This is a genomic window from Streptomyces sp. NPDC034043 (assembly GCF_055575675.1).
On the sequence record NZ_JBVISF010000002.1, the window covers coordinates 363,837 to 386,019 of the forward strand.

The window sequence follows — 22,183 nt, forward strand, 5'->3', positions numbered from 1 at the left end:
AGCGGCGTCGACCTCGTGCCGGCGCGGCTGGAGCGGGCCCGGGGTGGACGACGTCCTGCCGCTGGACGACTCGCACCCGCTCGGGGTGGAGGGCTTCGCCACGCACACGATGGGGCTGGAGGAGGCCCTCCGGGCCTACGCGATGTTCCAGGCCCGGGAGGACGGCATGATCAAGACGCTGCTGAAGCCCTGAGCCGGTCGGGTGCGAGCGGGGCGGTCTCCATGCCCTCACCGCCCCGCAGGCCGTCGAGGAACTCCCTGACGGCCTCCACCGAGGTGTGGCGCGGCTCCCAGGACAGCTCCGCGCGGGCCCGCGCGGTGTCCATCAGGGGCAACCGCAGGACGGCGTCGAACAGGTCGGGGGAGGCCGGTACGAGGCGCAGCCACCAGGCCGCCGCGAGCGCCGCGCGTACCGGAGCGACGGGCACCGGCAGGCTCCGGGCGCCGAGGATCCGGCCGAGGACGGCGGCGTCCACCGGCGGGTCGGCGGCCAGGTTGAACGCCCCGCGCACCGGGATCAGGACGGCCGCGCGGTAAGCGGCGGCGGCGTCGTCGGTGTGCATGGCCTGGAAGCGCAGTCCGGGCAGGTCGGGCACGGCGGGCACCAGCCCGGGCCGCACCAGGCGGCCGGGCAGCAGCCGGCCCGCGAAGATGCGGCGCTGTTCGGAGGCGGATTCCCGCTTGAAGAGGAAGGCGGGCCGCATCCGCACCACGCGGACGCCGGGGTGGGCGGCCTCGTAGGCGTCCAGGACCCGTTCCAGGTAGGCCTTCTCCCGCGTGTACGCGGCCTGCGGCCAGCCGTGCGTGGGCCAGGACTCGTCCACCGCGCGGTCCTTCGGGCCGGGCGAGTACGCCCCCACGGAGGAGGCGTGGACGAGGGCGGGGACGCCCGCGGCGGCGACGGCGTCGAAGACGCGCATGCCGCCCAGGACGTTGGTGCGCCAGGTCTCGGCGGGGTCGTGGGTGGGCTGGAACTTCCAGGCGAGGTGCACGACCGCGTCCGCGCCGTCGAAGAGCGGTTCGAGGGGGGTTCCGCCGGGCTCGACGTCCGCGGCCTCCCACCGCGTCTTCGGCGGCTGCCAATGGGGCAGCCGGCGGGCCAGGCCCAGTACGGACTCCACGGCGGGGTCGTCTGCCAAGGCCCGCACCACGCTGGTGCCGACGTTTCCGGTGGCTCCCGTGACCACCACTCGGATCCCGGTCATCGGACCGCCTCCTCTTGGGCGAAGGGACTCCGGTCGAGGTGGGCGAGCAGGTCGGCCGGGTGCTGGTACACGGCGCGGGCTCCGGCCTCCTCCAGGTCGGCCCGGGGGATGCCCCCGCACAGCAGCCCGACGCAGGCGACGTCGGCCCGGGTGCCGGCCCGCATGTCCCACACCGTGTCGCCGACGAGGACGGAGCCGCGGGCGGGGGCGTCCGCGAGGCGGAGGGCGTGGTGCACCGGGTCGGGGGCGGGTTTGCCCTCGTCGACGTCGTCGGAACTGGCCGTCGCGGTGATGGCGTCGTCGGCGTCGACGGCCCTCAGCAGGGCGTCCAGTTCGGTGTCCTTGGCGGAGGTGACGAGCACCACCCGCCAGCCCCGGCGGTCCAGCTCGCGCAGCAGCCGGGCCGCCGAGTCCAGCGGGGGCAGCCGGTCGAAGTAGGTGCCGTAGAGGGTCTCGTGCGCGGCGGACAGCGCCCCGTCCTGGTCCTTGTCGCGGTCCTCGCCCAGCAGCCGCGCGATCAGGTCCTCGCCGGGGAGGCCGATCGCGCGGTGGATGTCGTGCATCGCGACGTCGTGGCCCGCCTGCCGCAGCGCCTCCCACCAGCAGGTGACGTGGAGGTGGTTGGTGTCGGCGAGGGTGCCGTCGACGTCGAACAGCGCGGCCCGGTTCATGCCGGCCTCCCGGGGTTCGGCGGTCAGTAGCCCAGCTCCCGCTTGAGTTCGGCCTTGTCCATGGAGGAACGGCCGTGCACGTTGCGGCGCTTGGCCTCCTCGTAGAGCTGGTCGTACGTCGGCCCCTGCGCCCCGCTGTGGGAGCGCAGCCCGCCGCGCCGGGAGGAGGAGATGTCCTCGAGCGAGGTCCGGCTCGCCGTCTTGGACTCGCCCGCGCGGGCCCGTTCCTTGTTCACGGTGCGCGCGGCGATCTCCTTGGCCCGCTCGGGGCTCTCGCCGCGCTCTTCCGCGCTCTCCTTGATGTGCTCGTACTGCCGTTCACGCTTGGGACTGGAACCGCGGGGCATGGTGACTCCTCTGCCGGGACGGGACCGCCACGGTGAAACCGCTGCGCGGCCGGGTCGGGATGCGGTGGAGCGGGATCCTCAGGTCCTGCTCGGGGATGTCGGTGTCCAGGCCGGCCAGGGCGGAGGCGAACTCCGCGAGCAGACCGACGGTGATGTCCTCGCCGGGGCAGCGGTGGCCGGTGCGGGCGTCGCCGCCGCCCTGGGGGATGATCTCGCCGGGGCCGGGCTCCCGGCCGAGGAAGCGGAGCGGGTCGAAGCGGTAGGGGTCGGGCCACAGCTCCGGGTCGTGGTGGTGGCCGTACACGTCGAGGAGCACGAGGGTGCCCTCGGGCACCGCCTCCCGGCCGAAGCGCAGGTCGCGGGCGGCGAGACCGCCGACGAAGGGCACGAAGGGGTAGAAGCGGCGCACCTCGTGGGCGAAGGCCCTGGCGTACGCCCCGTCGTCCGCCCGCAGTCCGTCGGCGAGGCGGGGCCGTCGGTGCAGGGCGTGCGCGGCGAAGGCCACCATCCAGGCGACGGCGACGGTGGGGCGGATGACGTTGAGCAGTTCCACGGCCGCCGTGCGGGCGTCGAGCAGACGCCCGTCCGCGTCGCGGTGCCGGGCGACCGTCTCCAGCGCGGTGTCGCCGTTCCCCGGGGGCAGCGCCTGGTGCAGGCGGGTCACTCCGCCGCGGAGCTCGTCGATGGTGCGCGCCAGGGACTCCTCCTGGCGGGCCCGGGCCCGGCGGCCCCGCCAGTGGCGCGGTCCGGGGGTCGCGAAGCCGTCGACCATGGCCACGCAGTCCTCGGAGATCTCGCGGGCGGCGTCCTCGGGGACCGCCAGGCCCGTCCAGTCGCAGACGGCCCGGGCGAGCACCACGGCCGCCTCGTCGAAGAGGACGGCCGGCCGGCCCCGCCAGCCGTCGACGGCGGCCGCCCAGTGCCGGCGTACGAGTGCGGCGAGCTCGTCCACCGCGCCGTCCCGCATCAGCAGCGACACGAACATGGCCTTGCGGACGCGGTGGGTGTCCCCGTCCAGGGTGTGGACCGCGCCTCGCCCGAACAGGGTGTCGAGCACGGGGCCGGGGAGGGCTCCGTGACGCAGTACGTGCCGCTCGTCGTAGAAGAACTCCACGGCGGCCGGGCCGTGCAGCAGCAGCACGGGCCGGCCCATCAGCCGGGTCCGGACGGCGGGAGGGTCGCCGTGGCGGCGCCGCAGGTCGGGGGCCCAGGCGTAGCCCTGGGCCAGCAGGGGGACCGTGCTGTCGATCAATGGGGGCATGCCGGGCGCCTACCCGCGGTCCCCCTCCGCACTCCTGGCGCCCGGGGGGTTTCGACGGGGCCCGAACCGGTTAGGCGGCATCCATGCCCGACCGTGACACCGCGCAGGCGGAACCAGGGAGGCGCCCCATGGCCGCTCGGACCTCCTCCCTCGGAGGCGTCGCCCCGCCCGAGAGCCTGCGCCCTCCCGCGCCGGCGGAGGGGCCACTGCCCAAGGACCACACCCAGGCGATCCTGGAGACCACCAAGCGGGTGGCGGCTCTGCTCAAGCGCGCCGGGCCGCCCTTCGCCCTCGCCGGCAGCGTGGCCGCCTTCGCCCACGGGCTGCCGGCGCGCTTCCAGCACGACACGGACTTCTGCGTACGGCCCGAGGACGCCGACCAGGCCGTGAAGGCCCTGGAGGACGGCGGCATCACCATGCGCCGCGCGCCGGAGGACTGGCTGGTCAAGGGCCGCTCGGGCGGGGAGGAGATCGACCTGATCTTCGAACTGGCCCGGCGTCCGGTCAGCACGGAGCTGCTGGAACGGGCGAGCGTCAAGGCGGTGGACTCGGTGTGGATGCCGGTCCTCTCCCCCACCGACCTCATGGACAGCCGGCTCGCCGCGCTGTGCGAGCACTACTGCGACTTCGGCGACCTGCTGCCCATGGCCCGCATGCTGCGGGAGCAGATCGACTGGGGCCGGCTGGAGCGCGACCACCGGGCGGCCCCGCTGCCCGACGCGTTCTTCCACCTGCTCGAAAGGCTCCGCGTCATCGACCGAGCGGACACCACGGGAGAAGGACCGACGGGAGGAAGTGCATGAGCGCCACCCGCATCATCGAGTACCGCATCGAGCACCTGCGCGAGCGCCTGGCCGGTGACGAGCTCGCCGAGCTGGGTGTGCGCGTCGAGCTGCACGGCGGCCGTGCGGTCGTCCGGGGCTGCGTCGGCGACGAGGAGCGCAAGGCGGCCGTCCTGCGGATCGCCGGCGAGGAGCTGTCCGGGCTCGACTGGTACGACGACATCACCTTGAGCCGCGCCCGCCCGCCCGACCACGCCGAGGAGCTGTCATGATCCGCGTCGCGGCCGTCGGCGACATCCACCTCGGACCGGGCAGCGCCGGACTGCTGCGGCCCGCCTTCGACACCCTGGGCGAGTGCGCGGACCTGCTGCTCCTCGCGGGTGATCTGACCCGGCACGGCACCCTCGACGAGGCACGGGTGGTGGCCGCCGAGGCGGCCGGGCTGCCGGTGCCCGTGGTCGCGGTGCTCGGCAACCACGACTACCAGAGCGACCAGCAGGAGGCCGTCGCGGAGGAGCTCCGCTCGGCGGGCCTGTACGTACTGGAGGGCGACGGCGTCCTCCTCGACGTCGGTGGCACCCCGGTGGGGATCGCCGGGACCAAGGGCTTCTGCGGCGGCTTCGCCGGGCGCAGCGCCAGCGAGTTCGGCGAACCGGAGATGAAGTCCTTCCTCCGCTCCACCCGCGCCAGCGCGGAATCCCTCGGACGGGCCCTGCGCGAACTGCGCGAGGCCGGCAGCGCCGTGCGCATCGCGCTCACCCACTACTCCCCCGTGCCGGACACCCTGGCGGGCGAGCCCCGGGAGATCTACCCCTTCCTCGGCAGTTACCTCCTCGCCGAGGCGATGGACGAGGAGGGCGCCGACCTCGCCGTGCACGGCCACGCCCACCTCGGCACCGAGCACGGCATGACGGCGGGCGGGATCCAGGTCCGCAACGTGGCCATGCCCGTCATCGGCCAGGCCTTCTCGGTGTACCACCTCTCCCCCCACGCCTCCGCGGACGGGAGCCCCGACGGTTCGCACCGGGGCGCGCCGCGCTGGGCCCCGGTCGCCGCCCGGGGGGCGAGCCGATGACCGGCACCGCCACCGGCCGGGAGGAACCCGGATGACCAGGCGGCCCTCCTCCGCCCGCCCCGCCCGGGATCTGCTGCGGGTCTACCTCAACGACCACCTCACCGCGGCGACCTCGGGCGTGGAGCTGCTGCGCCGCGCGGCCGGAGCCCGTCGCGGCACGGCCCTGGGACCGCCGCTGGCGGCGCTGGCGCAGGAGGCCGCGCAGGACCGGGAGAGCCTGCGCCGCGTCATGGCCGCCCTGGACGTGCCGGAGAAGCGGGGGCGCGCCGCCCTCGGGCGGATCGCCGAGAGGATGGGGCGGCTCAAGCTCAACGGGCGCCTGTTCACCCGTTCACCGCTCAGCGACGTGCTGGAGCTGGAGGCGATGCGCCTGGCCGTCGAGGGCAACGCGTGCATGTGGCGCTCGCTGCGCGCCGTGGCGGCCGCCGACGGCCGGATCGACGGCGTACGCCTCCACGAGCTCCTGCGGCGGGCGGAGCGTCAGCTGCGGATCCTGGAGACCCTGCGCGGGGAGCGTGCCGCCGAGGTGTTCGCCCCGGGGGCGGCGCGGACCACGGCCGGCCGGCCCTGACACCCGGCCGATCCCCGGCCGATCAGCCGCCGCCCGGACGATCCCCGGCCGATCAGCCGCCGGGGGCCGGTACGGATCGGTCGCAGGGGCTGAACGGACGGGTCGCGGAGGCCGCGCGGATCGGTCGCGCGGGTCAGTCGCCGGGGGCCAGGAGGGTGGCCAGCCGGCCGGTGCCGGGTGCGAGGTCCGCCCAGTCGCCGGAGAACTCCAGGACGGCGACGGCGCAGGTCGGCATCGACGCACGGATCCGCCGCAGGAGTTCCTCCGGGCCGTCCCCGGGGAGGGCGGCGGCCAGTTCGTGGATGCCGGGGTTGTGGCCCACCAGCAGGAGTCCGGACACGCCGTCGTCCGTCGCGGTGACGGCGGCGAGCAGGGTGTCCATCTCCGCGTTGTAGAGCCTGTCCTCGTACACGACCGGCGGCTGGTCCGACAGCGAGGGCCGCATCAGCTGCCACGTCTGCCGGGTGCGCGCGGCCGGGGAGCACAGTGCCAGGTCCACCCCGAGCCGGGACCCGCCCAGCCGGTGTCCCATCGCCTCCGCGTCCCCGCGTCCCCGGTCGGCCAGCGGCCGGTCGAAGTCCTCGATACCGCCCTTGGGCACTGCCTTGGCGTGCCGTACCAGGACCAGTCGTCGCTCCTGCTTCGCGGACACCTCTGCCTCCTCCGGGCCGATGCGGGCGCCGGCCGTCTCAGCCGGTCGGCGCCGTGCCCCTGCCCCGGGACCCGCCGGCCAAACCCGCCCACCGCACCCGGGGGCCGCGCCCCGGCCCGGCCGGGAGGGCCCCCCGCGTTCACCACGGCACCGCGCGGGTAGGCGCACGGGGTGAGCTACGTGAATCCCGGCAAGGAGTACACCCGCGACAGCCGGTACATCGGGACGCGGATCACCGCCGACGGGCGCGAGGGCTTCCCCGTGGAGCCCGGGCGCTACCGGCTGGTGGTGAGCCGGGCCTGTCCGTGGGCGAGCCGGGCGGTGGTCGTACGGCGGCTGCTCGGTCTGGAGAGCGCCCTGCCGATGGCCGTCGCCGGCCCGGTGCACGACGAGGACAGCTGGACCTTCAACCTCGATCCGGGCGGCCGGGACCCGGTGCTCGGCATCGAACGCCTCAAGGAGGCCTATCTGGCCCGCGACCCCGGCTACGACCGCGGCATCACGGTGCCCGCGATCGTCGACGTCCCGACCGGCGCGGTGGTGACCAACGACTTCGCGCGGGTCACGATCGACCTGTCGCTGGAGTGGACCTCCCACCACCGTCCGGGCGCGCCCGAACTGTACCCGCCGCGGCTGCGGCCGGAGATCGACGCGGTGAACGAGGTGGTCTACCGGGACGTGAACAACGGCGTCTACCGGGCCGGTTTCGCCGGGACCCAGGAGAAGTACGAGGAGGCGTACGAGCAGCTGTTCGCCCGGCTCGACCGGCTGTCCGACCGGCTCGCGAGCTCCCGCTACCTGGTCGGAGACACCATCACCGAGGCGGACGTACGGCTGTTCACCACGCTCGTGCGCTTCGACGCGGTCTACCACGGCCACTTCAAGTGCAACCGGAACAAGCTCGCCGAGATGCCGGTGCTCTGGGAGTACGCGCGGGACCTGTTCCAGACGCCCGGCTTCGGCGACACCGTCGACTTCGACCACATCAAACGGCACTACTACCTCGTGCACTCCGACATCAACCCCGCCGGCATCGTGCCGGCCGGTCCCCGGGCGGAGGCCTGGCTTGCCCCGCACGACCGGGCCCGCCTGGGCGGCCGGCCCTTCGGCGACGGCACCCCGCCGGGGCCGCCGCCCCGGGCGGAGCGGGTGCCGGCGGACCACAATCCACTGACGGCCCGGTCGCCGGCGCTCACCGGTTGACGACGGCGCGTACGTTCTCGACGCTGCCGCAGCCGGACTCCAGCAGCCTCTGGCGTTCCTTCAGGAACGCGGCGCCGAGCTCGGCCCGGCGCTCGTCCGGGACGTTCTCCCGGGCGCCGTTGAGGATCGTCCGCTCCTCCTCGTCCAGGTGGTGGGAGACGGCCTTGACCAGGTCCTCCAGCTTGGAGTCCCAGTCCTCGGAGCCGATGTCGTCCGCCTCCAGCAGCGCGAGCAGCGCCTGGTTGCCCTCGTCGTGCTCCTCCACTCCGTGCTCGACCTCGTCGTCATCCACGTTCTTGAAGCGCTTGAGCGCGCCGTAGACCTCGGCTTCCTCCGCCTCGCCGTGGGCGATGAGCAGCGCCGAGAACTTCGCGAGCGCGCCCGCGCGGTCCGCCTCGACGCTCCGCATCTGCCGGAACAGCTCTTCCATGGTCCGGTGGTCCTGGAGGATCAGCTCGACGACGTCCTGTTCCTTCGCTTCGACGGCCATGGCCGTGCCTCCTTTTGTCGGGGTCTGCGTCGTGTGGCAGGTGCTCACTCGCGGGCGGTTGAAACCCCCGGTGCCGCCGTTCGGCGGTCGGCCGGGCCGGCAGGGCTGGTCAGGCCGGGCTGGTCAGGCCGGGTGGCCGGCCTCCACGTCGCGGACCGCGCCGAAGCGCAGCGGCCCGGAGCCGGCGGATCCGCCGCTCTGGTCCACCGGGGACAGCACGAAGCCGACGTGGTCACCGCCCACCGCGACGGTCTCTTCGACCAGGCCGGTGAACCAGACGCGTACGTCCGACAGCACGGGGCTGCCATCCCGGCCGGGCCGCCAGGCGGTGCGGGCGAACTTGTCGACGCCGTCGCCCGTCTGCCCGCCGAACAGTTCCGCCAGGGCCCGCTGCTCACGGCCCAGCACGTGCACGGTGAGGTGCCGGGCCGTGCGGGCTACGTCGTAGGTGTGGTTCGCGGTGGACAGCCACACCGTGAAGCGCGGCGGTTCGATCGAGCACTGCGAGGCGAAGCCGACCAGGCAGCCGGCCCGCCGCCCGCCCGAGGCGGCCGTGACGACGTACATCGTGCCGTCCACCGCTTCGGCGAAGGCGCCGAGGCCGGGGGCGGGATCGGGTCGGGGATGGGGGTCCGTCACGGTGTCTCCCGGGAGTGGGGCCGCGCCTGGCGGCGGGCGGGGTTCTTCGTCGCCCATCCTCCGCCGCCGTCCCGCGAACGCGGGTGCTTGGGCGGCGCGTGTCCGGGCAGGGGCGGGGCGTACGCGCAATCCGTACGAGCCGAAGGAGGTGGATTCGGTGCGCATCGCCTTTCTGACCGCGCCCGAAGGCGTCGAGGAAGTGGAACTGACCGCGCCGTGGAAGGCCGTCGAGGGGGCCGGCTGGAATCCCCAGCTGGTGTCGACCGAGGCCGGGCAGGTGCAGGCGTTCGACCACTTCGACAAGGCGGGCCGCTTCACCGTCGACCACGTCCTCGCCGGGGACACGTCCGAGGCCTTCGACGCGCTCGTGCTGCCCGGCGGGGTCGCCAACCCCGACGCCCTGCGGACCGACGAGCGGGCCGTCGGCTTCGTCCGCAGCTTCTTCACCGCGGGCAAGCCGGTCGCCGCGATCTGCCACGCCCCCTGGATGCTGGTGGAGGCCGACGTCGTACGCGGCCGGACCCTGACCTCGTGGCCGAGCCTGGCCACCGACGTCCGCAACGCCGGCGGCAGCTGGGTGGACGAGGAGGTGCGGGTCTGCCGCGCGGCCCCGTCGACGCTGGTCACCAGCCGCAAACCGGACGACCTGGAGGCCTTCTGTGGCGCCGTCCTGCGGGAATTCGACCGGCACCTGCACCCCTAGGTCCTGTCGTCAAAGTAGCGCCGGTCAGGCCTGCGGCGTCCGGTGCCGTGCATCGCAAGGCGGAGGGGCGCCCGCGTACTGGACGTACTCGGGTGCCCCGACAACGCGGCGAGGTGCGGTGCCGGGGGCCGCGGGCCAGGCGGGACTTTGACGACAGGGCCTAGGCCCCGGGTCACCCGAACGGCGGCGGGCACCGCCCGGGGGCCCGCCGGACCGGCGGGCCCCCGGGCGGTGCCATGGGGTGCGCTACCACCGGTACCAGCGCCCGCCGCTGCCCCGGGCGACGAACCCCACCAGCCACAGCACGAGCACCGCGATGGCGACCCACCAGAGGACCTTCACCGCGAAACCCGCGCCGAGGAGCAGCAGAATCAGCAACAGGACCAGAAGGAGCGGAACCATGACCCACCTCCGAATCGAACGGCCGGCAAGCGGCGCCCGGGGGCCGGGCGACCGCATGCAGCGCTTGCCCCCGCGCGCCCGCCCCATTCCCGGGCCGGCATCGCCGGAAGAAAGGTGAACACCGTGACCCGTCCCAGCCCGCCCCCGCCGGACGGCCCGGAGCCGGTCCCGTCCGGACCGCAGCCCGTCCCCCGCGAGCCGGAGCCGACGGAGCCGGCAAAGCCCCCGTCGCGGCCCTCCGGTCCCCCGGACGGCAACCCCGAGGAGCCGGTGCCGGAACCCCCGGACTGAGCGCCCGGTAACGCCCCGGTCAGCGCGTACGGCCTCCCGGCTTGCCGAGGAACCGGCGCAGCTTGGCCAGGGGCCAGGTGTTGATGACGTCGTCCGCCGTGAGCCAGCCGCGCTGCGCCGTGGCCACCCCGTAGCGCATGTAGGGCAGATGGGTGGTGGCGTGCGCGTCGGAGTTCACGGCGAACTTCACGCCGTACCGCTTCGCGCGCAGGACGTCCTCGTCGCACAGGTCGAGCCGCTCGGGATGCGCGTTGATCTCCAGCGCCGTGCCCGCCCGGGCGCAGGCCTTGAAGACCTCGTCGAAGTCGGCGTCGATGGGCGGGCGCCTGCCGATCCGCCGGGTCGTGGGGTGCCCGATGATGCCGACGTGCGGGTTCTCGCAGGCGCGGACGAGGCGGCGGGTGAGGTCCTCCCTGCTCTGATCGAAGTGGGAGTGGACGGAGGCCACGCAGATGTCGAAGCCGGCGAGGAACTCGTCGGGCCAGTCCAGGGCGCCGTCGGGGCCGATGTTGAGTTCCGTGCCGTGCAGCAGCCGCATCGTGCGGTGCGCGTCGTCGAGCGCGCGTACCCGCTCCCGCTGGGCGAGGATCTTCTCGCTGGTCATGCGCTGCATGTACAGGTTCGGGGCGTGGTCGGTCACCGCGTAGTACGCGTAGCCGCGGGCGGCAGCGGCGGCGGTCATCTCCTCCAGGGGGGCCAGCCCGTCGGTGAGGTCGGTGTGCGTGTGCAGATCGCCGCGGATGTCCTCCTCGGTGACGAGATCGGGCAGCTCGCCGCGCAGGCCGGCCGCGATCTCGCCGCGGTCCTCGCGGAGCGTCGGCGGTATCCAGGGCAGTCCGAGCCGGGCGTAGACCGCCTCCTCCGTCCCGGAGGTGACGCTCTCGCCGGTCTCGGCGTCGAAGAGGCCGTACTCGGAGAGCTTGAGGCCTTGGCGTACGGCGAGCGCGCGGGTGCGGATGTTGTGCGCCCTGGATCCGGTGAAGTACTGGAGCCCGGCGCCCCAGGAGGCCGGCGGCAGGACCCGCAGGTCCACCTGGACGCCGGCGGCGGTCCGTACGGAGGTCTTCTTCTCCCCCCGCGCGATGATCTCGGCGGTGTCCGGGAGGGCGGTGAGGGCGTCCATGAAGGGGGCCGGCCGGCGTGCCGCGACCAGGATGTCGATGTCGCCGATGGTCTCCTTCATGCGGCGCAGGGATCCGGCGTACGTGCACCGGACGCAGCCGCGGACGTCCGACAGTTCGGCGACGAGCTGCTCGGCGAGGTCCATCGCGGCGCTGATCAGGATCCTGCCCTCGCCGGCCTTCCTGAGGAGGGCGACGCCGTGCAGGATCTTCTCCTCGGTCCGCTCCCCGAAGCCCTTCAGGTCGCGCAGCCGTTCCTGGTGGACGGCCTCGACCAGCTGGTCGACGGAGGTGATCCCGAGCTCCTCGTAGAGGAGCATCGCCCGGCGGGGCCCGAGCCCCGGAATCGCGACCAGCTCGCGCACTCCGGCCGGCACGGACGCCCGGGCCTCGTCGACGACCGTCATGCGGCCGGTCCGCAGGTACTCCAGGATCTTGTCGGCGACGGACCTGCCGACGTTCGGGATCTCGCGCAGGCCTTTCGCGTCGAGGGTCGAGACGTCCTGCGGGTGGCCGCCGACGGCTCGGGCCGCCTTCTCGTAGGCGCGGGCCTTGAAGGCCTCCCCGCCCCGGATGGCGATGAGGTCGGCGTACTCCTGGAGCATCGCCTCGACCCGGTCGTTGGCTCGGCCCATACCTCCAGGGTGCCCCGCCCGCCCGCGCCGGGCGCGCCGGGCGCCCGTGCGGGAGTGAAGCCCGGGCCCGGCCGCGGACGGGTGGCGAGGTGGTTCAGTGCTCGCAGAGGGAGAATTCCCGTTCGTAGAGCTGGTCGTTGTGTTCGTCGACGAAGAACTTGCGCTCCCGCATGAGCTGCTCGCGGTGCTCCTCGGCCTGCTCGAGCGTCATGGTGGAGGTGTCGGACCACGGTTGCTGCGGAGGCACGTCCGAGGTCGAGACGATCCTCTGCGAGGGGTCGACCAGGAAGAACGCCAGGATCTTGCGGTGCCCCGGGCGGGTGGGGTCCATCAGGCGGAACGAGCCGACCCGGTGTTGCAGGACGTTCGGGAAGGCCAGGCAGCGCCCCGCCAGCGTCGATACCGATCCCAGCACCTGGTTCAGCGCGTCCTCGTCCTCCAGGCCGTAGACCTCGCGCAGGCCGTCGTCGTCGTTCTGTTCGTAGTCCGGGTCGTCGAGTGCCGCCCGGAAGCCCAGCCGGCTTTCGGTGATGTTCTCGCTGTCCCAGTAATAGATGCCGGTCGAGACGATCCGCTCGTTCAGCATCCCCTCGACGTGCCAGGAGCCGCCCGGGTACTCGGGCTTCTCCGGGGTGAGGTGAACGGTGGCGAGCTTGACGATGACCTGGAGACGGCGGCCGCGCAGGTCGACGCGGTCGGCCTCGCCGGGCGGCTCGGGCGGGGTGAAGGCCGGGGCGTCCGGGACGACCGGCCGGCGGTTCTCCCACCACTCGTCCAGGGCCGCTTCCCATGCTCGGCGGGCCTGGGCGTAGGCCTCGTCGTCACTGTAGGAGGACCGGTCCGGGCGCTCCGGCTTCGAGCCGTACCACCCGTAGGGATCGGTCTCGATCCGCAGGGGCCGCGGGTGGCGCAGGTCGGTCAGTACGTTCTCCAGCAGCGGGCGCAGGCGGGCGAACAAGTCAGGCAGGACCGCGGCCAGTTCGCGATGGGTCTCGGGGTGGACGTTGTTCACGTACGAGAGGAAGGTGACCCCGCCGTCGTCACTGACGTCGACGTCCGTGGGGAGCCACTGGAACTTCTCCGAGAACTCGTACTTCGAGTAGCGGTCCGCCGGATTCCGCCACGCCTCCTCGGGCGCCCCGCTCACGCCGCGCACCAGGCAGAACAGCGAGGGGTGCACCAGGTCCAGCACCTGTCCGTCGGATCCGGGATGCCAGTCCCGTTCCGCTTCGGGGACCTCCTCCAGGACCCGGACCGCCTCGCGCAGCCGGGACCTCAGCTCCTCGTCGACCAGCGTGTCCGACTGCCAGACCCCGTCGACGGCGGACACCTCGATGCCGGTCCGTGCGTCCCGCAGCGCGGCGTAGTGCACGAGCTCGTCGAGCACGTAGCGGACCTGCGCTTCGGTGAGGCCCTGGGCGACCGCTTCTCGGGTCCACCTGGCGACGATGCCGTCATCGCCCATCTTGTCGGACCAGCCCGGCTTAGCCCGGATGTGCGCGCTGCACTCCATCATGTCGAGTTCCCGCAGTGTGCGGGGCTTGGCGAACGCTATGGAACGGGAAGTCTGGAAGGGCAGGGGGAAAGCGGGCAGGCCGGTCAATTCTCGTGGTCCCTACAGTCGGTGTGCGGTGGCGGGAAGAATAGCCCAGCACACCGACACCGCTGCCGTGGGCGGGTTCACGGGCCGGCTCCGCGGTGGAGCCGGCCCGTGTCACGCCGTCAGCGACGCAGTGTCAGCAGGCCCGGCCGGTAGGGCCACAGGCCGTAGTCGCCGCCGACGTTGGGGTCACGCCCCTGGTAGAGGAACTGCAGGTTGCAGGGGTCGACGGTGAAGGTCTGATCGGCGGTGGTGCGGATCAGCTCGCCGTGGCTGATGTCGTTGGTCCAGGTGGCGCCGCTGTTGGCCTTGCCGGCGAACGGGCTGCTCTCGCTCCCGGCCTGCGGCGTCCACGTGCCGTCCAGGCTGGTGGCCGTGAACGAGCGGAAGTAGCGGCCCTGCGAGCCGTCCGCCTCGACGATCATGAGGTAGCGGTTCTGGCCCTGGAGCTTGTAGACCTGAACGGCTTCGAACAGGTTCTTCGTCGTGTCGCTCATGATCACGGTCGAGTTCGAGCCGAAGCTGCCCGGGAAGTTCCCGATCGGCATGCTGGCCCGGTAGATCTTGCCGTTGTCACCGGCGAAGAACAGGTACATGTTCGTGCCGTCACCGATGATCGTCTGGTCGATCGGTCCTGTTCCGGAGTCGGCGATGCTTCCGGAGAAGAGCACCTGCTGCGGCGACCAGCCATTGGGGTTGGTGGGGTCGCTCGACGTCCGGTAGGAGAAGGCGCTCCCGCCGCCCCACTGGTAGGTGAGCACCCAGATGTTCTTCGGCGCGAAGTAGAAGAGCGTGGGCGCGACGGTGGACGCCGACATGGCGTTCTGGCCGGCCGTCGCCATCTCCGACCAGTTGGTGAACGGGCTGAAGTTCATCGAGCCCCAGCTCTTGCCCGTGTCGTGGGTCGTCGCGTAGACGAGCTGCCGCCCGTTGTAGGGGGCGACGGTGAAGTCCTTGAGCGAGGCCCACCCGGGCTTCGGCTGCGCCAGCGGGCCCGTCGACGTCCAGCGGTAGGCCGACGGCAGTTCGCACGTGCCGGGGTTGCCGGCGCCGACCCGGACGAGCTGCCACTGCTGGTTGGTGCCGCCCCAGTCGTCGTACTGGACGACGTTCGCGTTGTCGGCGGTGGAGCCTCCCTGCACTTCCAGGACCTTGTTGCTGTGGCGCGCGATGAACCTCACGTGGCCGTCCGCACTGTCGGCCAGCCGCCACTGCTGGTTCGTACCGTTCGCGTCGGCCCACTGGACGATCGCGGCGCCGTTCGCGGTGGACCCGTTCTGGACGTCCAGCACCTTGCCGGAGTGGCGGGACTTGATGCGGTAGTAGCCGCCGCCGGAGTCGACGAACTGCCACTGCTGCTGGAGCTGGTCGTTCCTGGTCCACTGGGTGATGCGGGCGCCGTCATTGGTCGCCAGGTTGTAGACGTCCAGGGCCTTGCCGCTCTTGCGGTTGACCAGCACGTACGAGGCGTTGGGGTCGACCGTCGCCGCCGCGGCGGGCTGGGCACCGAGGAAGGCGACCAGGAGCAGCAGGGGTGCGAGGACGGCGAGCAGGCGTCGTACCGGATGGACCGGGGACGGTGGGCGGGACCACATCAGAAGGGCTCCTTCGGGGGATGGGGTGTTCCCGACGGACCGCGGGGCGGGCGCGTCGAGGGGTCGGGTACGGGATAGGTGTGGAGGAGGCCGCACATGCCGAAGCGCTGGCGCCGCGGGCGCTCCAGCCGTGACACTTCGCCGTCGGCGAGGTGGGAGAGGTCTCCGGCCTTCAGCCGTTCCAGCTGACGGCCGGTCGTGACGGCCGCGGCGAGGGCGCCGTCGCGCCAGCGGATCCGCCAGGCGTCCAGGAGCTCGCTCTTCAGCCGGTGGGCCGCGTTGTGGAACTCCCTCAGCCCGCCTTCGCGCAGGGCCAGGAAACCCTCCAGCGCCAGGTCGCGGCGGCGGCGCGCTGCCGCCGAGCGGTCGCCGCTCAGGCCGGCCGCCCTGCGGTAGGCATGGGGATCGGCCAGCACGGGAGCGGGGAAGGTGAAGACGGCGTCGCCCGCCTCGGGCAGTCCGTCGTTCTGCATGAGCACGACGAGGCGCAGGTCTCCGTCGTTGACGAGGCGGTGGATCGTGCCGGGGGTGAACCAGACGACGTCGCCGGGGAGCAGCGGGGTCTCGCCGAAACCGGAGGTGGTGAGGGTCTGTACGCTGCCCGCGCCGGCGATGACGACGTAGGCCTCGGAGCAGACGAGGTGCATGTGGGGCGTGCCGCCGCACAGCCCGTCGGCGGCTTCCCAGTCGTAGACGGTGAGCCCGGAGATCCCCACGCCCCCGGGGAACGGGCTCACCACGGGTGGTCCGCGAGGTGGCGGGAGACGCGGCCGGCGGTCCATGCGCCGTCGGCGACGACGATCCGGTAGCGGCGCGACAGGGTGTCGCCGGGGGCCAGTGGCAGTTCCTCCTCGAACGCCAGGGACGGGTTGACGGCGGGGATGGGTTCGGTGCGGACGAACCAGTGGCCGGGGGCGTCGGGATCGTCCAGGAACAGGAGGGTGGAGGAGCGGTCGACCTCGTCGTGCGCGCCGGTGAAGGCCAGCCAGTCGCCCCGCTCGCCCATCGCGGGGCCGGTCACCGCGCCGCCGGTGAACTCGCGCGGGCCGCGCCAGAACAGGCCGGAGTATCCGGCGAGTTCTCTGCCCTGCGTGCCGGGGCTGCCGAACGTCAGAGCGCCGTCGTGGACGTTGGTCAGCGAGGTGGTGACGTCCAGGGTCCAGTAGCCGGCCCCGGGGCCGTGCGCGGTCAGCGTGCGGTGTTCGTCGATCCAGTGTTCCCCCGCCATCGTGTGCCAGGCCAGGGCTTCGGTGATCACGGCGCGGCCGTGGCCGGTCGCGGCGGACACGGTGAGGCTGCGCATCGTGCCGAGGTTCGGCAGGTCCACGTAGCCCTGGCCGCGCAGGTAGGTGCCGCCGCCCCAGAAGTTCTGCCCGGACAGCCACGACGCGGTGATCTGGATGCCCTTGTGCCAGCGGTGGTCGTGCGGCCGGTACCCGGTGACCACGTCTCCGGCGAGCGTGCGCACCGGGTGCAGGTAGGGCTTCGGCGCCTCGAAGGGGTCCATGACCGGCCGGTGCACGTACCGGAAGAGGTCGACGCCGCGGGCCCGGACGGTCAGCGAGTCCTCGTCCTCGAGGAGTTCGAACGTCACCGGAACACCTCCGGGCGCCCGCCGTCGAGCGAGCCGTAGAACGGGTCGGCCTCGTCGATCTCGCCGCGCCGGACCGGCAGGCCGGTGATCGCGGCCTTGTACAGGGCGGTGACCAGTTCCATGGTGGGCCTGCCGAGGTCGGGCCGGGTCCCCGCCTCGTAGTCGTCCAGGAAGGCCGCGAGCTGGGCGGTGTGCGAGCTGGGTACGTCGTCGGGGGGCTCCCACTTCACCCCCGGCGAGCTGGGGGTGAAGGTCCAGTCCGCGTTGGAGTAGCCGTACAGGTGCCGCAGTTCGACGGTGGCGTCGGTGAGGTCGAAGCGCAGGTAGCTCTCCTCGCGGGGGGAAAGGACGCTGTTGACGACCGTCGCGATGGCTCCGTCACCGAACCGGACCAGGGCCGCGGACACGTCCTCGGTCTGGACCTCGCGCGCGAGGCGGCCGGCCATCGCCCGTATCTCGGTCCATTCGCCGAGCACCGCGAGCATCAGGTCCATCTGGTGGATGCCGTGGCCCAGGGTCGGGCCGCCGCCCTCGCTCTCCCAGGTGCCGCGCCAGGGCACCTCGTAGTAGGCGTCGTCGCGATACCACGCGGTGACGCACTGCGCGACGAGCGGACGGCCCAGGGTGCCGGCCGTGATCCGGTCGCGCAGGTACCGGGACCCCGAGCCGTACCTGTGCTGGAACACCGCGCCCGCGAAGGCGGGCCCCTCGGCGCGGCGGATCCGGTCGAGCTCGGCCAGCGACCGGGCCACCGGCTTCTCGCACCACACCCACGCCCCCGACTCCAGGCAGGCCACGGCCTGTTCGGCGTGCAGGAACGGAGGCGTGCACAGGTGCACGAGGTCCGGCCTCTGCTCCTCGAGCATCGTGCGCAGGTCGGTGTAGACCGCGGGGACGCCGTGTCCGGCCGCGAACTCCTCGGCGCGGGCGGCGTCCACGTCGACGGCCGCCACGATCCGGGCCCGGTGCGCCTGCGCGCGGAGGGCCGGAGCGTGGCAGATGCCCGCGATCCCGCCCGTTCCGACGATCGCCGTCCTGATCATCCGCCCAGCACCTTCCTGATCGCGTGGTAGGCGGGCTTGGGCAGCAGGTTCTCGTCGTAGGGCAGCGCCGCGCCCTCGCCGGGGAAGACGGAGGGGATCCACGAGTACTTGTCCGTGTAGTCCCAGATGGTGACGCCGACGCACCTCCTGACCGCCAGGCAGGCCCTGACGTAGTCGGCGTACCAGGTGGCCTGGGTGGCGAGCATCGAGGGGGTCGCGGGGAGGGTCATCCGGATGTCGAGCTCGGTGACCGCGACGTCGACCCCGAGGTCGGCGAAGCGCTGCATGTTCCGCTGGACGTCGGCTGGGAAGCCGTAGTGGAGCGCCAGGTGGCCCTGGATGCCGAAGCCCTCGACCGGGACCCCTTCGGCCTTCAGCTGCTTGATCAGTTTGTAGTAGGCGTCGCTCTTGGGGCCCATGCCGTCGACGTTGTAGTCGTTGAGGTACAGCTTGGCGTGCCGGTCGGCCTCGTGGGCCCAACGCAGGGCGTCGGCGATGTAGCCGGGGCCGAGCGTCTTGTAGAAGAGCGATTCGCGGTAGGTGCCGTCCTCGTTGAAGGCCTCGTTGACGACGTCCCAGTGGATCACCTGGCCCTTGAAGTGCCGGACCTCCGTCTGGATGTGGTTCTTGAGGATGGAGCGCAGTTCGTCGGCGCTCCAGGTGCCCTCGGTGAGCCAGGCGGGGAGCTGGCTGTGCCAGACGAGGGTGTGGCCGCGGACCTTCTGGTGGTGGGCCTTGGCGAACGCGACGACCTTGTCGGCGTCGGTGAAGTCGAAGACGCCGCGCTCCGGCTCGGTGGCGTACCACTTCATGGCGTTGCCGGGGGTGGTCTGGCCGAATTCGCTGCCGAGGAGCTTCAGGTAGGGGGCGTCGGTGAACTCCGGGTTGTCGGTGGCGGAGCCGAAGTACTTGTGGTGCTTCGCGGCCAGTTCGCCGAGCGTCCTGGGACGGGGCTCGGCGGCCGCGGGCGCCGCGGCGAGACCGGCCGAGAGACATACGGCGGCGGACAGGGCGGTGAGGATCCGGGACAGGGGAGCGGGCAGGTGAACGGACATGGCGGGTTGCTCCTCGGGGTGCGGGCGGTTCAGTCGAGGACGATCGTGGTGAGCGCGCGCGGGGCGAGTGTCGCCGTGAGGGTCGTGCCGTGCGTGGAGACGACGTCGGCCGGGGTGATCGAGCGGGTTCCGTCGGTGACGTAGCCGTCGGGGTGCCGGTCGTGCGCGCCGCGGAGGGAGAACGCGGCGGAGCTTTCGGTGGTCGCGGTGTTGAGGATCTCGATGACGCGGCTGCCGTCGGTGTTGCGGAAGGCCGTGATCTTCAGTGCCTGGTCGGCGTGCGTGACCGGAACGCGGACGGCGCCGGGCCGGATGAAGCGGCTGAAGGCGGCCAGGGCCCAGTACCGCTTGGACACCCGGTAGTCGTCACCGGGGTCGGCGAGCTGGATGAGCCCCCGGGTCGCGCCGAGGGAGGCGCCGGTCCAGTAGACGTAGGCACTGGCGTTGCCGGTGGTCAGGGTGTTCTGGATGTCGGCGGCGACGGCGAGACCGTCGTAGCCGCTGCCGTCGTCCCAGTTCTCGTTCCAGGTGGCCCCGTCCGGGGACCATTCCGACATCCACACCGGTTTGCCGGTCGGCTGCGGGACGGCTGTCGGGCCGCTGTAGCGGTGGCCGGTGACGGTCCGCACGGACCTGGCGGCGGCGGGGTCCGCCTCGATGGCCCGGGTGTAGGCGACCTGCCGGTCCCAGCCGGCGGCGTCGCAGCAGACCAGCCCGGTCTTCAGTCCGGACGCGCGGACGGCCGGCCCGAGCACCTTGAGGAAGTCGACGGCCTGCCGCGGGGTGAACCGCATCGAGGCGTAGGCCGCCGTCCAGTCGGGTTCGTTGGTGAATCCCAGGTCGGTGATCCCGATGCCTTCCTGCCGGTAGAACTTCGCGTACTGGACGAGGTAGTCCGCGTAGGCCCGACGCCATTCGGGCCGCAGCTCGCCGCCGTCGTTCTCGCTCCCGTTGGTCTTCATGAAGGCCGGGGCGCTCCAGGCGTCGGCGTAGAACCGTTCGACGCCGTAGGACTTGGCCTCCTTGGCGAGCCAGACCTGGCCGCCGTCCCAGCCGTCCCAGACGTACTCCGGCGTGGCGTCCGGGCCGCCGGGATCGGCCGGCAGGATCGTCGGCATGTGGTCGTAGACCCTGTCGGTCGACGACCCGATGCCCAGACGCAGGATCGACAGGCCCGCGCCCTTGTCCTTGCTGAGCAGCAGGTCGAGGACTTCGCGCCGCTTGGCCGGGCCGAGGCCGCGCGCGCCGTGCAGCAGGTCGGCCCGCTGGAAGGCCATCGAGAAGCCGAATCCGTCGATGGGCTGGAGCGCCGTGCGGAAGTCGATGGCGTCGCGCGCGGGGGCGGCCACGGCCGTCGCTGATGTTAGCGCTAACAAAAATGGCAGTGCGAGTGCGGTCAGGCGTTTCACGATGTCTCCTCGGGGGTGGAGGTCGCGCGGGACGGGTCAGCCCTTGGTGGCGCCCGCGGTGAGGCCGCCGATCAGCTGCCGCTCGGCGACGGCGTAGAACGCGAGGGCGGGGACCATGGCGAGCACGATGTAGGCGAGGACGAGCGCGTAGTCGGTCGAGTACTGGCCCTGGAACTGCTGGACTCCGACCGGGATCGTCTGCCATTTCGGGTCGTTGAAGACCAGCAGCGGCAGGAAGAAGTTGTTCCAGCTCGCGACGATCGCCAGCACCGACACCGTGCCGAGCGCCGGACGGGCCATCGGCAGCAGGATCTTCCAGAAGAAGCGGAACTTGCCGCAGCCGTCCATGACGGCCGCCTCCTCGACCTCCGCCGGGATGGTCCGGAAGAAGCCGCGCAGAATGATGATCGTCATGGGGAGCCCGAAGGCCGCCTGCGGGAGGATCACCCCGAGCGGGTTGTCGAGCAGTCCGAAGGTGCGCAGCAGCAGGAACAACGGCAGTACGGCCACCGCGAACGGGAACATGAGCCCGATCGTGAACAGCGTGTAGAACAGCTCCCGGCCCCGGAAGGCGTAGCGGGCCAGCACGAACGCCGCCATCGCGGACGCCGCCACCGTGCAGCACGTCGTGCCGATCGCGATGCCCGCACTGTTGGCGATCTGCCGCCAGAACATCCCCTCGCCGAGGATGCCGGTGTAGTTGCCGGTCTCCCAGTGCTCCGGCAGCCCGAACGGGTTGGTCGTCAGCTCTCCGGTGCTCTTGAACCCGGAGATCACCGCGTAGACCAGCGGCACGACGACGAACGCGCCGATCAGCCAGACCACGGCGTGCAGCGACAGGCCCCGTACCGTCCTGCGGGCGTTCATCGGCCGCCTCCCGAGGTGATGGCCCCGCTCAGGTCACGGCGGAGCACGTAGCGCTGGTAGAAGAGGGAGAAGACCAGGCTGATCATGAACAGCACCACGCTGATCGCACTGGCGTAGCCGACCTGGTAGCGCTTGAAGCCGAACTGGAACATCGAGATGGCCATCGTCTCGGAGGAGTGGTTGGGCCCGCCCGCCGTCATGACCCAGACGAGGTCGAAGAGCTGGATGGCCCCGATGATCGAGAGGAAGACACTGATCCGGATCGTCGGCCCGAGCAGCGGAAGCGTCACGTTCCGGAAGCGCTGCCAGGCGCCGGCGCCGTCGATGGAGGCGGCTTCGAGGATCTCGGCCGGAATGCCCTGCAGGCCTGCGAGGAAGAGCATCATGTGGAACCCGAAGTACTTCCAGGTCATGACCACGAACAGGGTCGGCATGACCGTCGAGGGATCGGCGAGCCACTTGCCCTGCAGCCCCTCCAGGCCGAGGAGGCCGGCGAGGTGGTCGGCCATGCCGGCGCCGGGAAGGAAGATCATCGTGAAGAGGACCGCCGTGACCACCTCGGACAGGATGTACGGCGCGAAGAACAGCGCCCGGTAGACGGCCCGGCCCCGCAGCCGCTGGTTGAGCAGGACCGCGGTGAACAGCGCGAAGGGCAACTGCACCGTGACCGACAGGACGATCAGGTACAGCCCGCGCCCGAGGTCGCCGAGGAAGACCTGGTCGCCGAAGAGCCTCGCGTAGTTCCCGAAGCCGGCGAAGTCGTCCATGGGGCCGACCCCGCCCCACGTGAAGAAGCCGGTCCAGACGGCGACCGCGATCGGTGCGAGGACGAAGACGAGGAAGAGGACCAGGGCCGGGACGAGGAACCAGGCGACCGACGCCCAGCTTCCCGGCCCGCGCAGGAGCGACCGTACGGGGGCGGGCGGGCGCACCGGCCCGGCGTCCCGCGTCCGCTCCTCGGTCAGGGTGGAC

At 72.3% G+C, this 22,183-nt stretch carries 24 protein-coding genes and 1 pseudogene; 7 read left to right on the forward strand and 18 right to left on the reverse strand.

Annotation, left to right across the window (positions count from 1 at the left end):
- Positions 1 to 43 precede the first annotated feature (43 nt).
- Positions 44 to 193, forward strand: a pseudogene (locus tag ACZ51S_RS06320) (glutathione-dependent formaldehyde dehydrogenase); the annotation flags it as partial.
- Here ACZ51S_RS06320 and ACZ51S_RS06325 read toward each other — a convergent pair.
- Genes ACZ51S_RS06325 through ACZ51S_RS06340 form a run of 4 tightly spaced genes read right to left on the reverse strand, consistent with a single transcriptional unit; the run spans position 171 to position 3,484 of the window.
- The gene (locus ACZ51S_RS06325) at positions 171 to 1,205 is read right to left on the reverse strand and encodes an NAD-dependent epimerase/dehydratase family protein (RefSeq protein ID WP_468478905.1); all 1,035 of its coding nucleotides are present in this window, start codon (positions 1,203 to 1,205) and stop codon (positions 171 to 173) included. The pseudogene ACZ51S_RS06320 and the gene ACZ51S_RS06325 overlap by 23 nt on opposite strands.
- Positions 1,202 to 1,876, reverse strand: a complete 675-nt coding sequence (locus ACZ51S_RS06330) for an HAD family hydrolase (protein WP_468478904.1) — start codon at positions 1,874 to 1,876, stop codon at positions 1,202 to 1,204. Before ACZ51S_RS06330 ends, ACZ51S_RS06325 begins: the two co-directional genes overlap by 4 nt.
- Before the next feature lie 23 nt (positions 1,877 to 1,899).
- On the reverse strand, positions 1,900 to 2,223 hold the full coding sequence (locus ACZ51S_RS06335; RefSeq protein ID WP_388931463.1) for a plasmid stabilization protein: 324 nt from the start codon (positions 2,221 to 2,223) through the stop codon (positions 1,900 to 1,902).
- Positions 2,195 to 3,484: a cytochrome P450 gene (locus ACZ51S_RS06340; protein ID WP_468478903.1), complete on the reverse strand. Its 1,290-nt coding sequence runs from the start codon at positions 3,482 to 3,484 to the stop codon at positions 2,195 to 2,197. The genes ACZ51S_RS06335 and ACZ51S_RS06340 overlap by 29 nt, the downstream gene beginning before the upstream one ends.
- A 128-nt stretch (positions 3,485 to 3,612) precedes the next feature.
- Here ACZ51S_RS06340 and ACZ51S_RS06345 point away from each other — a divergent pair, with 128 nt between their 5' ends.
- From ACZ51S_RS06345 to ACZ51S_RS06360, 4 genes are read left to right on the forward strand one after another with little or no spacing between them, the layout of a single operon-like run.
- The gene (locus ACZ51S_RS06345) at positions 3,613 to 4,287 is read left to right on the forward strand and encodes a nucleotidyltransferase family protein (protein ID WP_468478902.1); all 675 of its coding nucleotides are present in this window, start codon (positions 3,613 to 3,615) and stop codon (positions 4,285 to 4,287) included.
- Complete coding sequence (locus tag ACZ51S_RS06350) at positions 4,284 to 4,538, forward strand: hypothetical protein (protein ID WP_388931455.1); 255 nt, start codon at positions 4,284 to 4,286, stop codon at positions 4,536 to 4,538. The genes ACZ51S_RS06345 and ACZ51S_RS06350 overlap by 4 nt, the downstream gene beginning before the upstream one ends.
- The gene (locus tag ACZ51S_RS06355; protein ID WP_468478901.1) at positions 4,535 to 5,341 is read left to right on the forward strand and encodes a metallophosphoesterase family protein; all 807 of its coding nucleotides are present in this window, start codon (positions 4,535 to 4,537) and stop codon (positions 5,339 to 5,341) included. The genes ACZ51S_RS06350 and ACZ51S_RS06355 overlap by 4 nt, the downstream gene beginning before the upstream one ends.
- Before the next feature lie 31 nt (positions 5,342 to 5,372).
- Positions 5,373 to 5,912 carry a hypothetical protein gene (locus tag ACZ51S_RS06360; RefSeq protein ID WP_468888233.1) on the forward strand — a complete coding sequence of 180 codons (540 nt, stop codon included), beginning with the start codon at positions 5,373 to 5,375 and terminating at the stop codon, positions 5,910 to 5,912.
- A gap of 133 nt (positions 5,913 to 6,045) precedes the next feature.
- Here the strand turns inward: ACZ51S_RS06360 and ACZ51S_RS06365 are convergent, their stop codons facing one another.
- Positions 6,046 to 6,564: a SixA phosphatase family protein gene (locus ACZ51S_RS06365; protein WP_468478899.1), complete on the reverse strand. Its 519-nt coding sequence runs from the start codon at positions 6,562 to 6,564 to the stop codon at positions 6,046 to 6,048.
- 171 nt (positions 6,565 to 6,735) lie between these two features.
- Here ACZ51S_RS06365 and ACZ51S_RS06370 point away from each other — a divergent pair, with 171 nt between their 5' ends.
- A complete protein-coding gene (locus ACZ51S_RS06370; RefSeq protein ID WP_468802680.1) occupies positions 6,736 to 7,767 on the forward strand; it encodes a glutathione S-transferase family protein in 1,032 nt (343 codons plus the stop codon).
- Here the strand turns inward: ACZ51S_RS06370 and ACZ51S_RS06375 are convergent.
- Both ACZ51S_RS06375 and ACZ51S_RS06380 read right to left on the reverse strand, forming a co-directional pair.
- On the reverse strand, positions 7,757 to 8,257 hold the full coding sequence (locus ACZ51S_RS06375) for a hemerythrin domain-containing protein (RefSeq protein WP_468478897.1): 501 nt from the start codon (positions 8,255 to 8,257) through the stop codon (positions 7,757 to 7,759). The two genes, ACZ51S_RS06370 and ACZ51S_RS06375, sit on opposite strands and share 11 nt — an antisense overlap.
- A 123-nt stretch (positions 8,258 to 8,380) precedes the next feature.
- A complete protein-coding gene (locus tag ACZ51S_RS06380) occupies positions 8,381 to 8,824 on the reverse strand; it encodes a flavin reductase family protein (protein WP_468478934.1) in 444 nt (147 codons plus the stop codon).
- 229 nt (positions 8,825 to 9,053) lie between these two features.
- On the opposite strand from ACZ51S_RS06380, the gene ACZ51S_RS06385 reads away from it, so the two are divergent.
- A complete protein-coding gene (locus tag ACZ51S_RS06385) occupies positions 9,054 to 9,599 on the forward strand; it encodes a type 1 glutamine amidotransferase domain-containing protein (protein WP_388931440.1) in 546 nt (181 codons plus the stop codon).
- Positions 9,600 to 9,845: 246 nt separating this feature from the next.
- Here ACZ51S_RS06385 and ACZ51S_RS06390 read toward each other — a convergent pair whose 3' ends face one another.
- From ACZ51S_RS06390 to ACZ51S_RS06440, 11 genes are all read right to left on the reverse strand, one after another.
- Complete coding sequence (locus ACZ51S_RS06390; RefSeq protein ID WP_388931438.1) at positions 9,846 to 10,001, reverse strand: hydrophobic protein; 156 nt, start codon at positions 9,999 to 10,001, stop codon at positions 9,846 to 9,848.
- Positions 10,002 to 10,311: 310 nt separating this feature from the next.
- Positions 10,312 to 12,048, reverse strand: coding sequence for a DNA polymerase/3'-5' exonuclease PolX (gene polX, locus ACZ51S_RS06395; protein ID WP_468802681.1), 1,737 nt, complete (start codon positions 12,046 to 12,048; stop codon positions 10,312 to 10,314).
- Between the two features lie 94 nt (positions 12,049 to 12,142).
- The gene (locus tag ACZ51S_RS06400; RefSeq protein ID WP_468802682.1) at positions 12,143 to 13,651 is read right to left on the reverse strand and encodes a DUF4246 domain-containing protein; all 1,509 of its coding nucleotides are present in this window, start codon (positions 13,649 to 13,651) and stop codon (positions 12,143 to 12,145) included.
- 119 nt (positions 13,652 to 13,770) lie between these two features.
- Positions 13,771 to 15,243: a non-reducing end alpha-L-arabinofuranosidase family hydrolase gene (locus ACZ51S_RS06405; RefSeq protein WP_468477795.1), complete on the reverse strand. Its 1,473-nt coding sequence runs from the start codon at positions 15,241 to 15,243 to the stop codon at positions 13,771 to 13,773.
- Positions 15,243 to 16,025: a cupin domain-containing protein gene (locus ACZ51S_RS06410; RefSeq protein WP_468888221.1), complete on the reverse strand. Its 783-nt coding sequence runs from the start codon at positions 16,023 to 16,025 to the stop codon at positions 15,243 to 15,245. The genes ACZ51S_RS06405 and ACZ51S_RS06410 overlap by 1 nt, the downstream gene beginning before the upstream one ends.
- Complete coding sequence (locus ACZ51S_RS06415; RefSeq protein WP_468477793.1) at positions 15,977 to 16,837, reverse strand: DUF6807 domain-containing protein; 861 nt, start codon at positions 16,835 to 16,837, stop codon at positions 15,977 to 15,979. The genes ACZ51S_RS06410 and ACZ51S_RS06415 overlap by 49 nt, the downstream gene beginning before the upstream one ends.
- Positions 16,834 to 17,880, reverse strand: a complete 1,047-nt coding sequence (locus ACZ51S_RS06420; protein ID WP_468802684.1) for a Gfo/Idh/MocA family protein — start codon at positions 17,878 to 17,880, stop codon at positions 16,834 to 16,836. The genes ACZ51S_RS06415 and ACZ51S_RS06420 overlap by 4 nt, the downstream gene beginning before the upstream one ends.
- Positions 17,877 to 18,935, reverse strand: coding sequence for a glycoside hydrolase family 10 protein (locus ACZ51S_RS06425; RefSeq protein ID WP_388931418.1), 1,059 nt, complete (start codon positions 18,933 to 18,935; stop codon positions 17,877 to 17,879). The genes ACZ51S_RS06420 and ACZ51S_RS06425 overlap by 4 nt, the downstream gene beginning before the upstream one ends.
- 29 nt (positions 18,936 to 18,964) lie before the next feature.
- A complete protein-coding gene (locus ACZ51S_RS06430; RefSeq protein ID WP_468477790.1) occupies positions 18,965 to 20,284 on the reverse strand; it encodes a glycoside hydrolase family 30 protein in 1,320 nt (439 codons plus the stop codon).
- A 96-nt stretch (positions 20,285 to 20,380) separates the two neighbouring features.
- Positions 20,381 to 21,211 carry a carbohydrate ABC transporter permease gene (locus tag ACZ51S_RS06435; protein WP_468477789.1) on the reverse strand — a complete coding sequence of 277 codons (831 nt, stop codon included), beginning with the start codon at positions 21,209 to 21,211 and terminating at the stop codon, positions 20,381 to 20,383.
- Positions 21,208 to 22,113 carry a carbohydrate ABC transporter permease gene (locus tag ACZ51S_RS06440; protein WP_388932234.1) on the reverse strand — a complete coding sequence of 302 codons (906 nt, stop codon included), beginning with the start codon at positions 22,111 to 22,113 and terminating at the stop codon, positions 21,208 to 21,210. The genes ACZ51S_RS06435 and ACZ51S_RS06440 overlap by 4 nt, the downstream gene beginning before the upstream one ends.
- Positions 22,114 to 22,183 lie beyond the last annotated feature (70 nt).

Coding starts and splice junctions, on each gene's coding strand:
- ACZ51S_RS06330 (WP_468478904.1), bottom strand. CDS start 1,876: ATGAACCGGGCCGCGCTGTTCGACGTCGACGGCACCCTCGCCGACACC.
- ACZ51S_RS06335 (WP_388931463.1), bottom strand. CDS start 2,223: ATGCCCCGCGGTTCCAGTCCCAAGCGTGAACGGCAGTACGAGCACATC.
- ACZ51S_RS06375 (WP_468478897.1), bottom strand. CDS start 8,257: ATGGCCGTCGAAGCGAAGGAACAGGACGTCGTCGAGCTGATCCTCCAG.
- ACZ51S_RS06405 (WP_468477795.1), bottom strand. CDS start 15,243: ATGTGGTCCCGCCCACCGTCCCCGGTCCATCCGGTACGACGCCTGCTC.
- ACZ51S_RS06380 (WP_468478934.1), bottom strand. CDS start 8,824: ATGTACGTCGTCACGGCCGCCTCGGGCGGGCGGCGGGCCGGCTGCCTG.
- ACZ51S_RS06435 (WP_468477789.1), bottom strand. CDS start 21,211: ATGAACGCCCGCAGGACGGTACGGGGCCTGTCGCTGCACGCCGTGGTC.
- ACZ51S_RS06360 (WP_468888233.1), top strand. CDS start 5,373: ATGACCAGGCGGCCCTCCTCCGCCCGCCCCGCCCGGGATCTGCTGCGG.
- ACZ51S_RS06340 (WP_468478903.1), bottom strand. CDS start 3,484: ATGCCCCCATTGATCGACAGCACGGTCCCCCTGCTGGCCCAGGGCTAC.
- ACZ51S_RS06420 (WP_468802684.1), bottom strand. CDS start 17,880: ATGATCAGGACGGCGATCGTCGGAACGGGCGGGATCGCGGGCATCTGC.
- polX (WP_468802681.1), bottom strand. CDS start 12,048: ATGGGCCGAGCCAACGACCGGGTCGAGGCGATGCTCCAGGAGTACGCC.
- ACZ51S_RS06345 (WP_468478902.1), top strand. CDS start 3,613: ATGGCCGCTCGGACCTCCTCCCTCGGAGGCGTCGCCCCGCCCGAGAGC.
- ACZ51S_RS06410 (WP_468888221.1), bottom strand. CDS start 16,025: ATGGACCGCCGGCCGCGTCTCCCGCCACCTCGCGGACCACCCGTGGTG.
- ACZ51S_RS06350 (WP_388931455.1), top strand. CDS start 4,284: ATGAGCGCCACCCGCATCATCGAGTACCGCATCGAGCACCTGCGCGAG.
- ACZ51S_RS06325 (WP_468478905.1), bottom strand. CDS start 1,205: ATGACCGGGATCCGAGTGGTGGTCACGGGAGCCACCGGAAACGTCGGC.
- ACZ51S_RS06355 (WP_468478901.1), top strand. CDS start 4,535: ATGATCCGCGTCGCGGCCGTCGGCGACATCCACCTCGGACCGGGCAGC.
- ACZ51S_RS06425 (WP_388931418.1), bottom strand. CDS start 18,935: ATGTCCGTTCACCTGCCCGCTCCCCTGTCCCGGATCCTCACCGCCCTG.
- ACZ51S_RS06390 (WP_388931438.1), bottom strand. CDS start 10,001: ATGGTTCCGCTCCTTCTGGTCCTGTTGCTGATTCTGCTGCTCCTCGGC.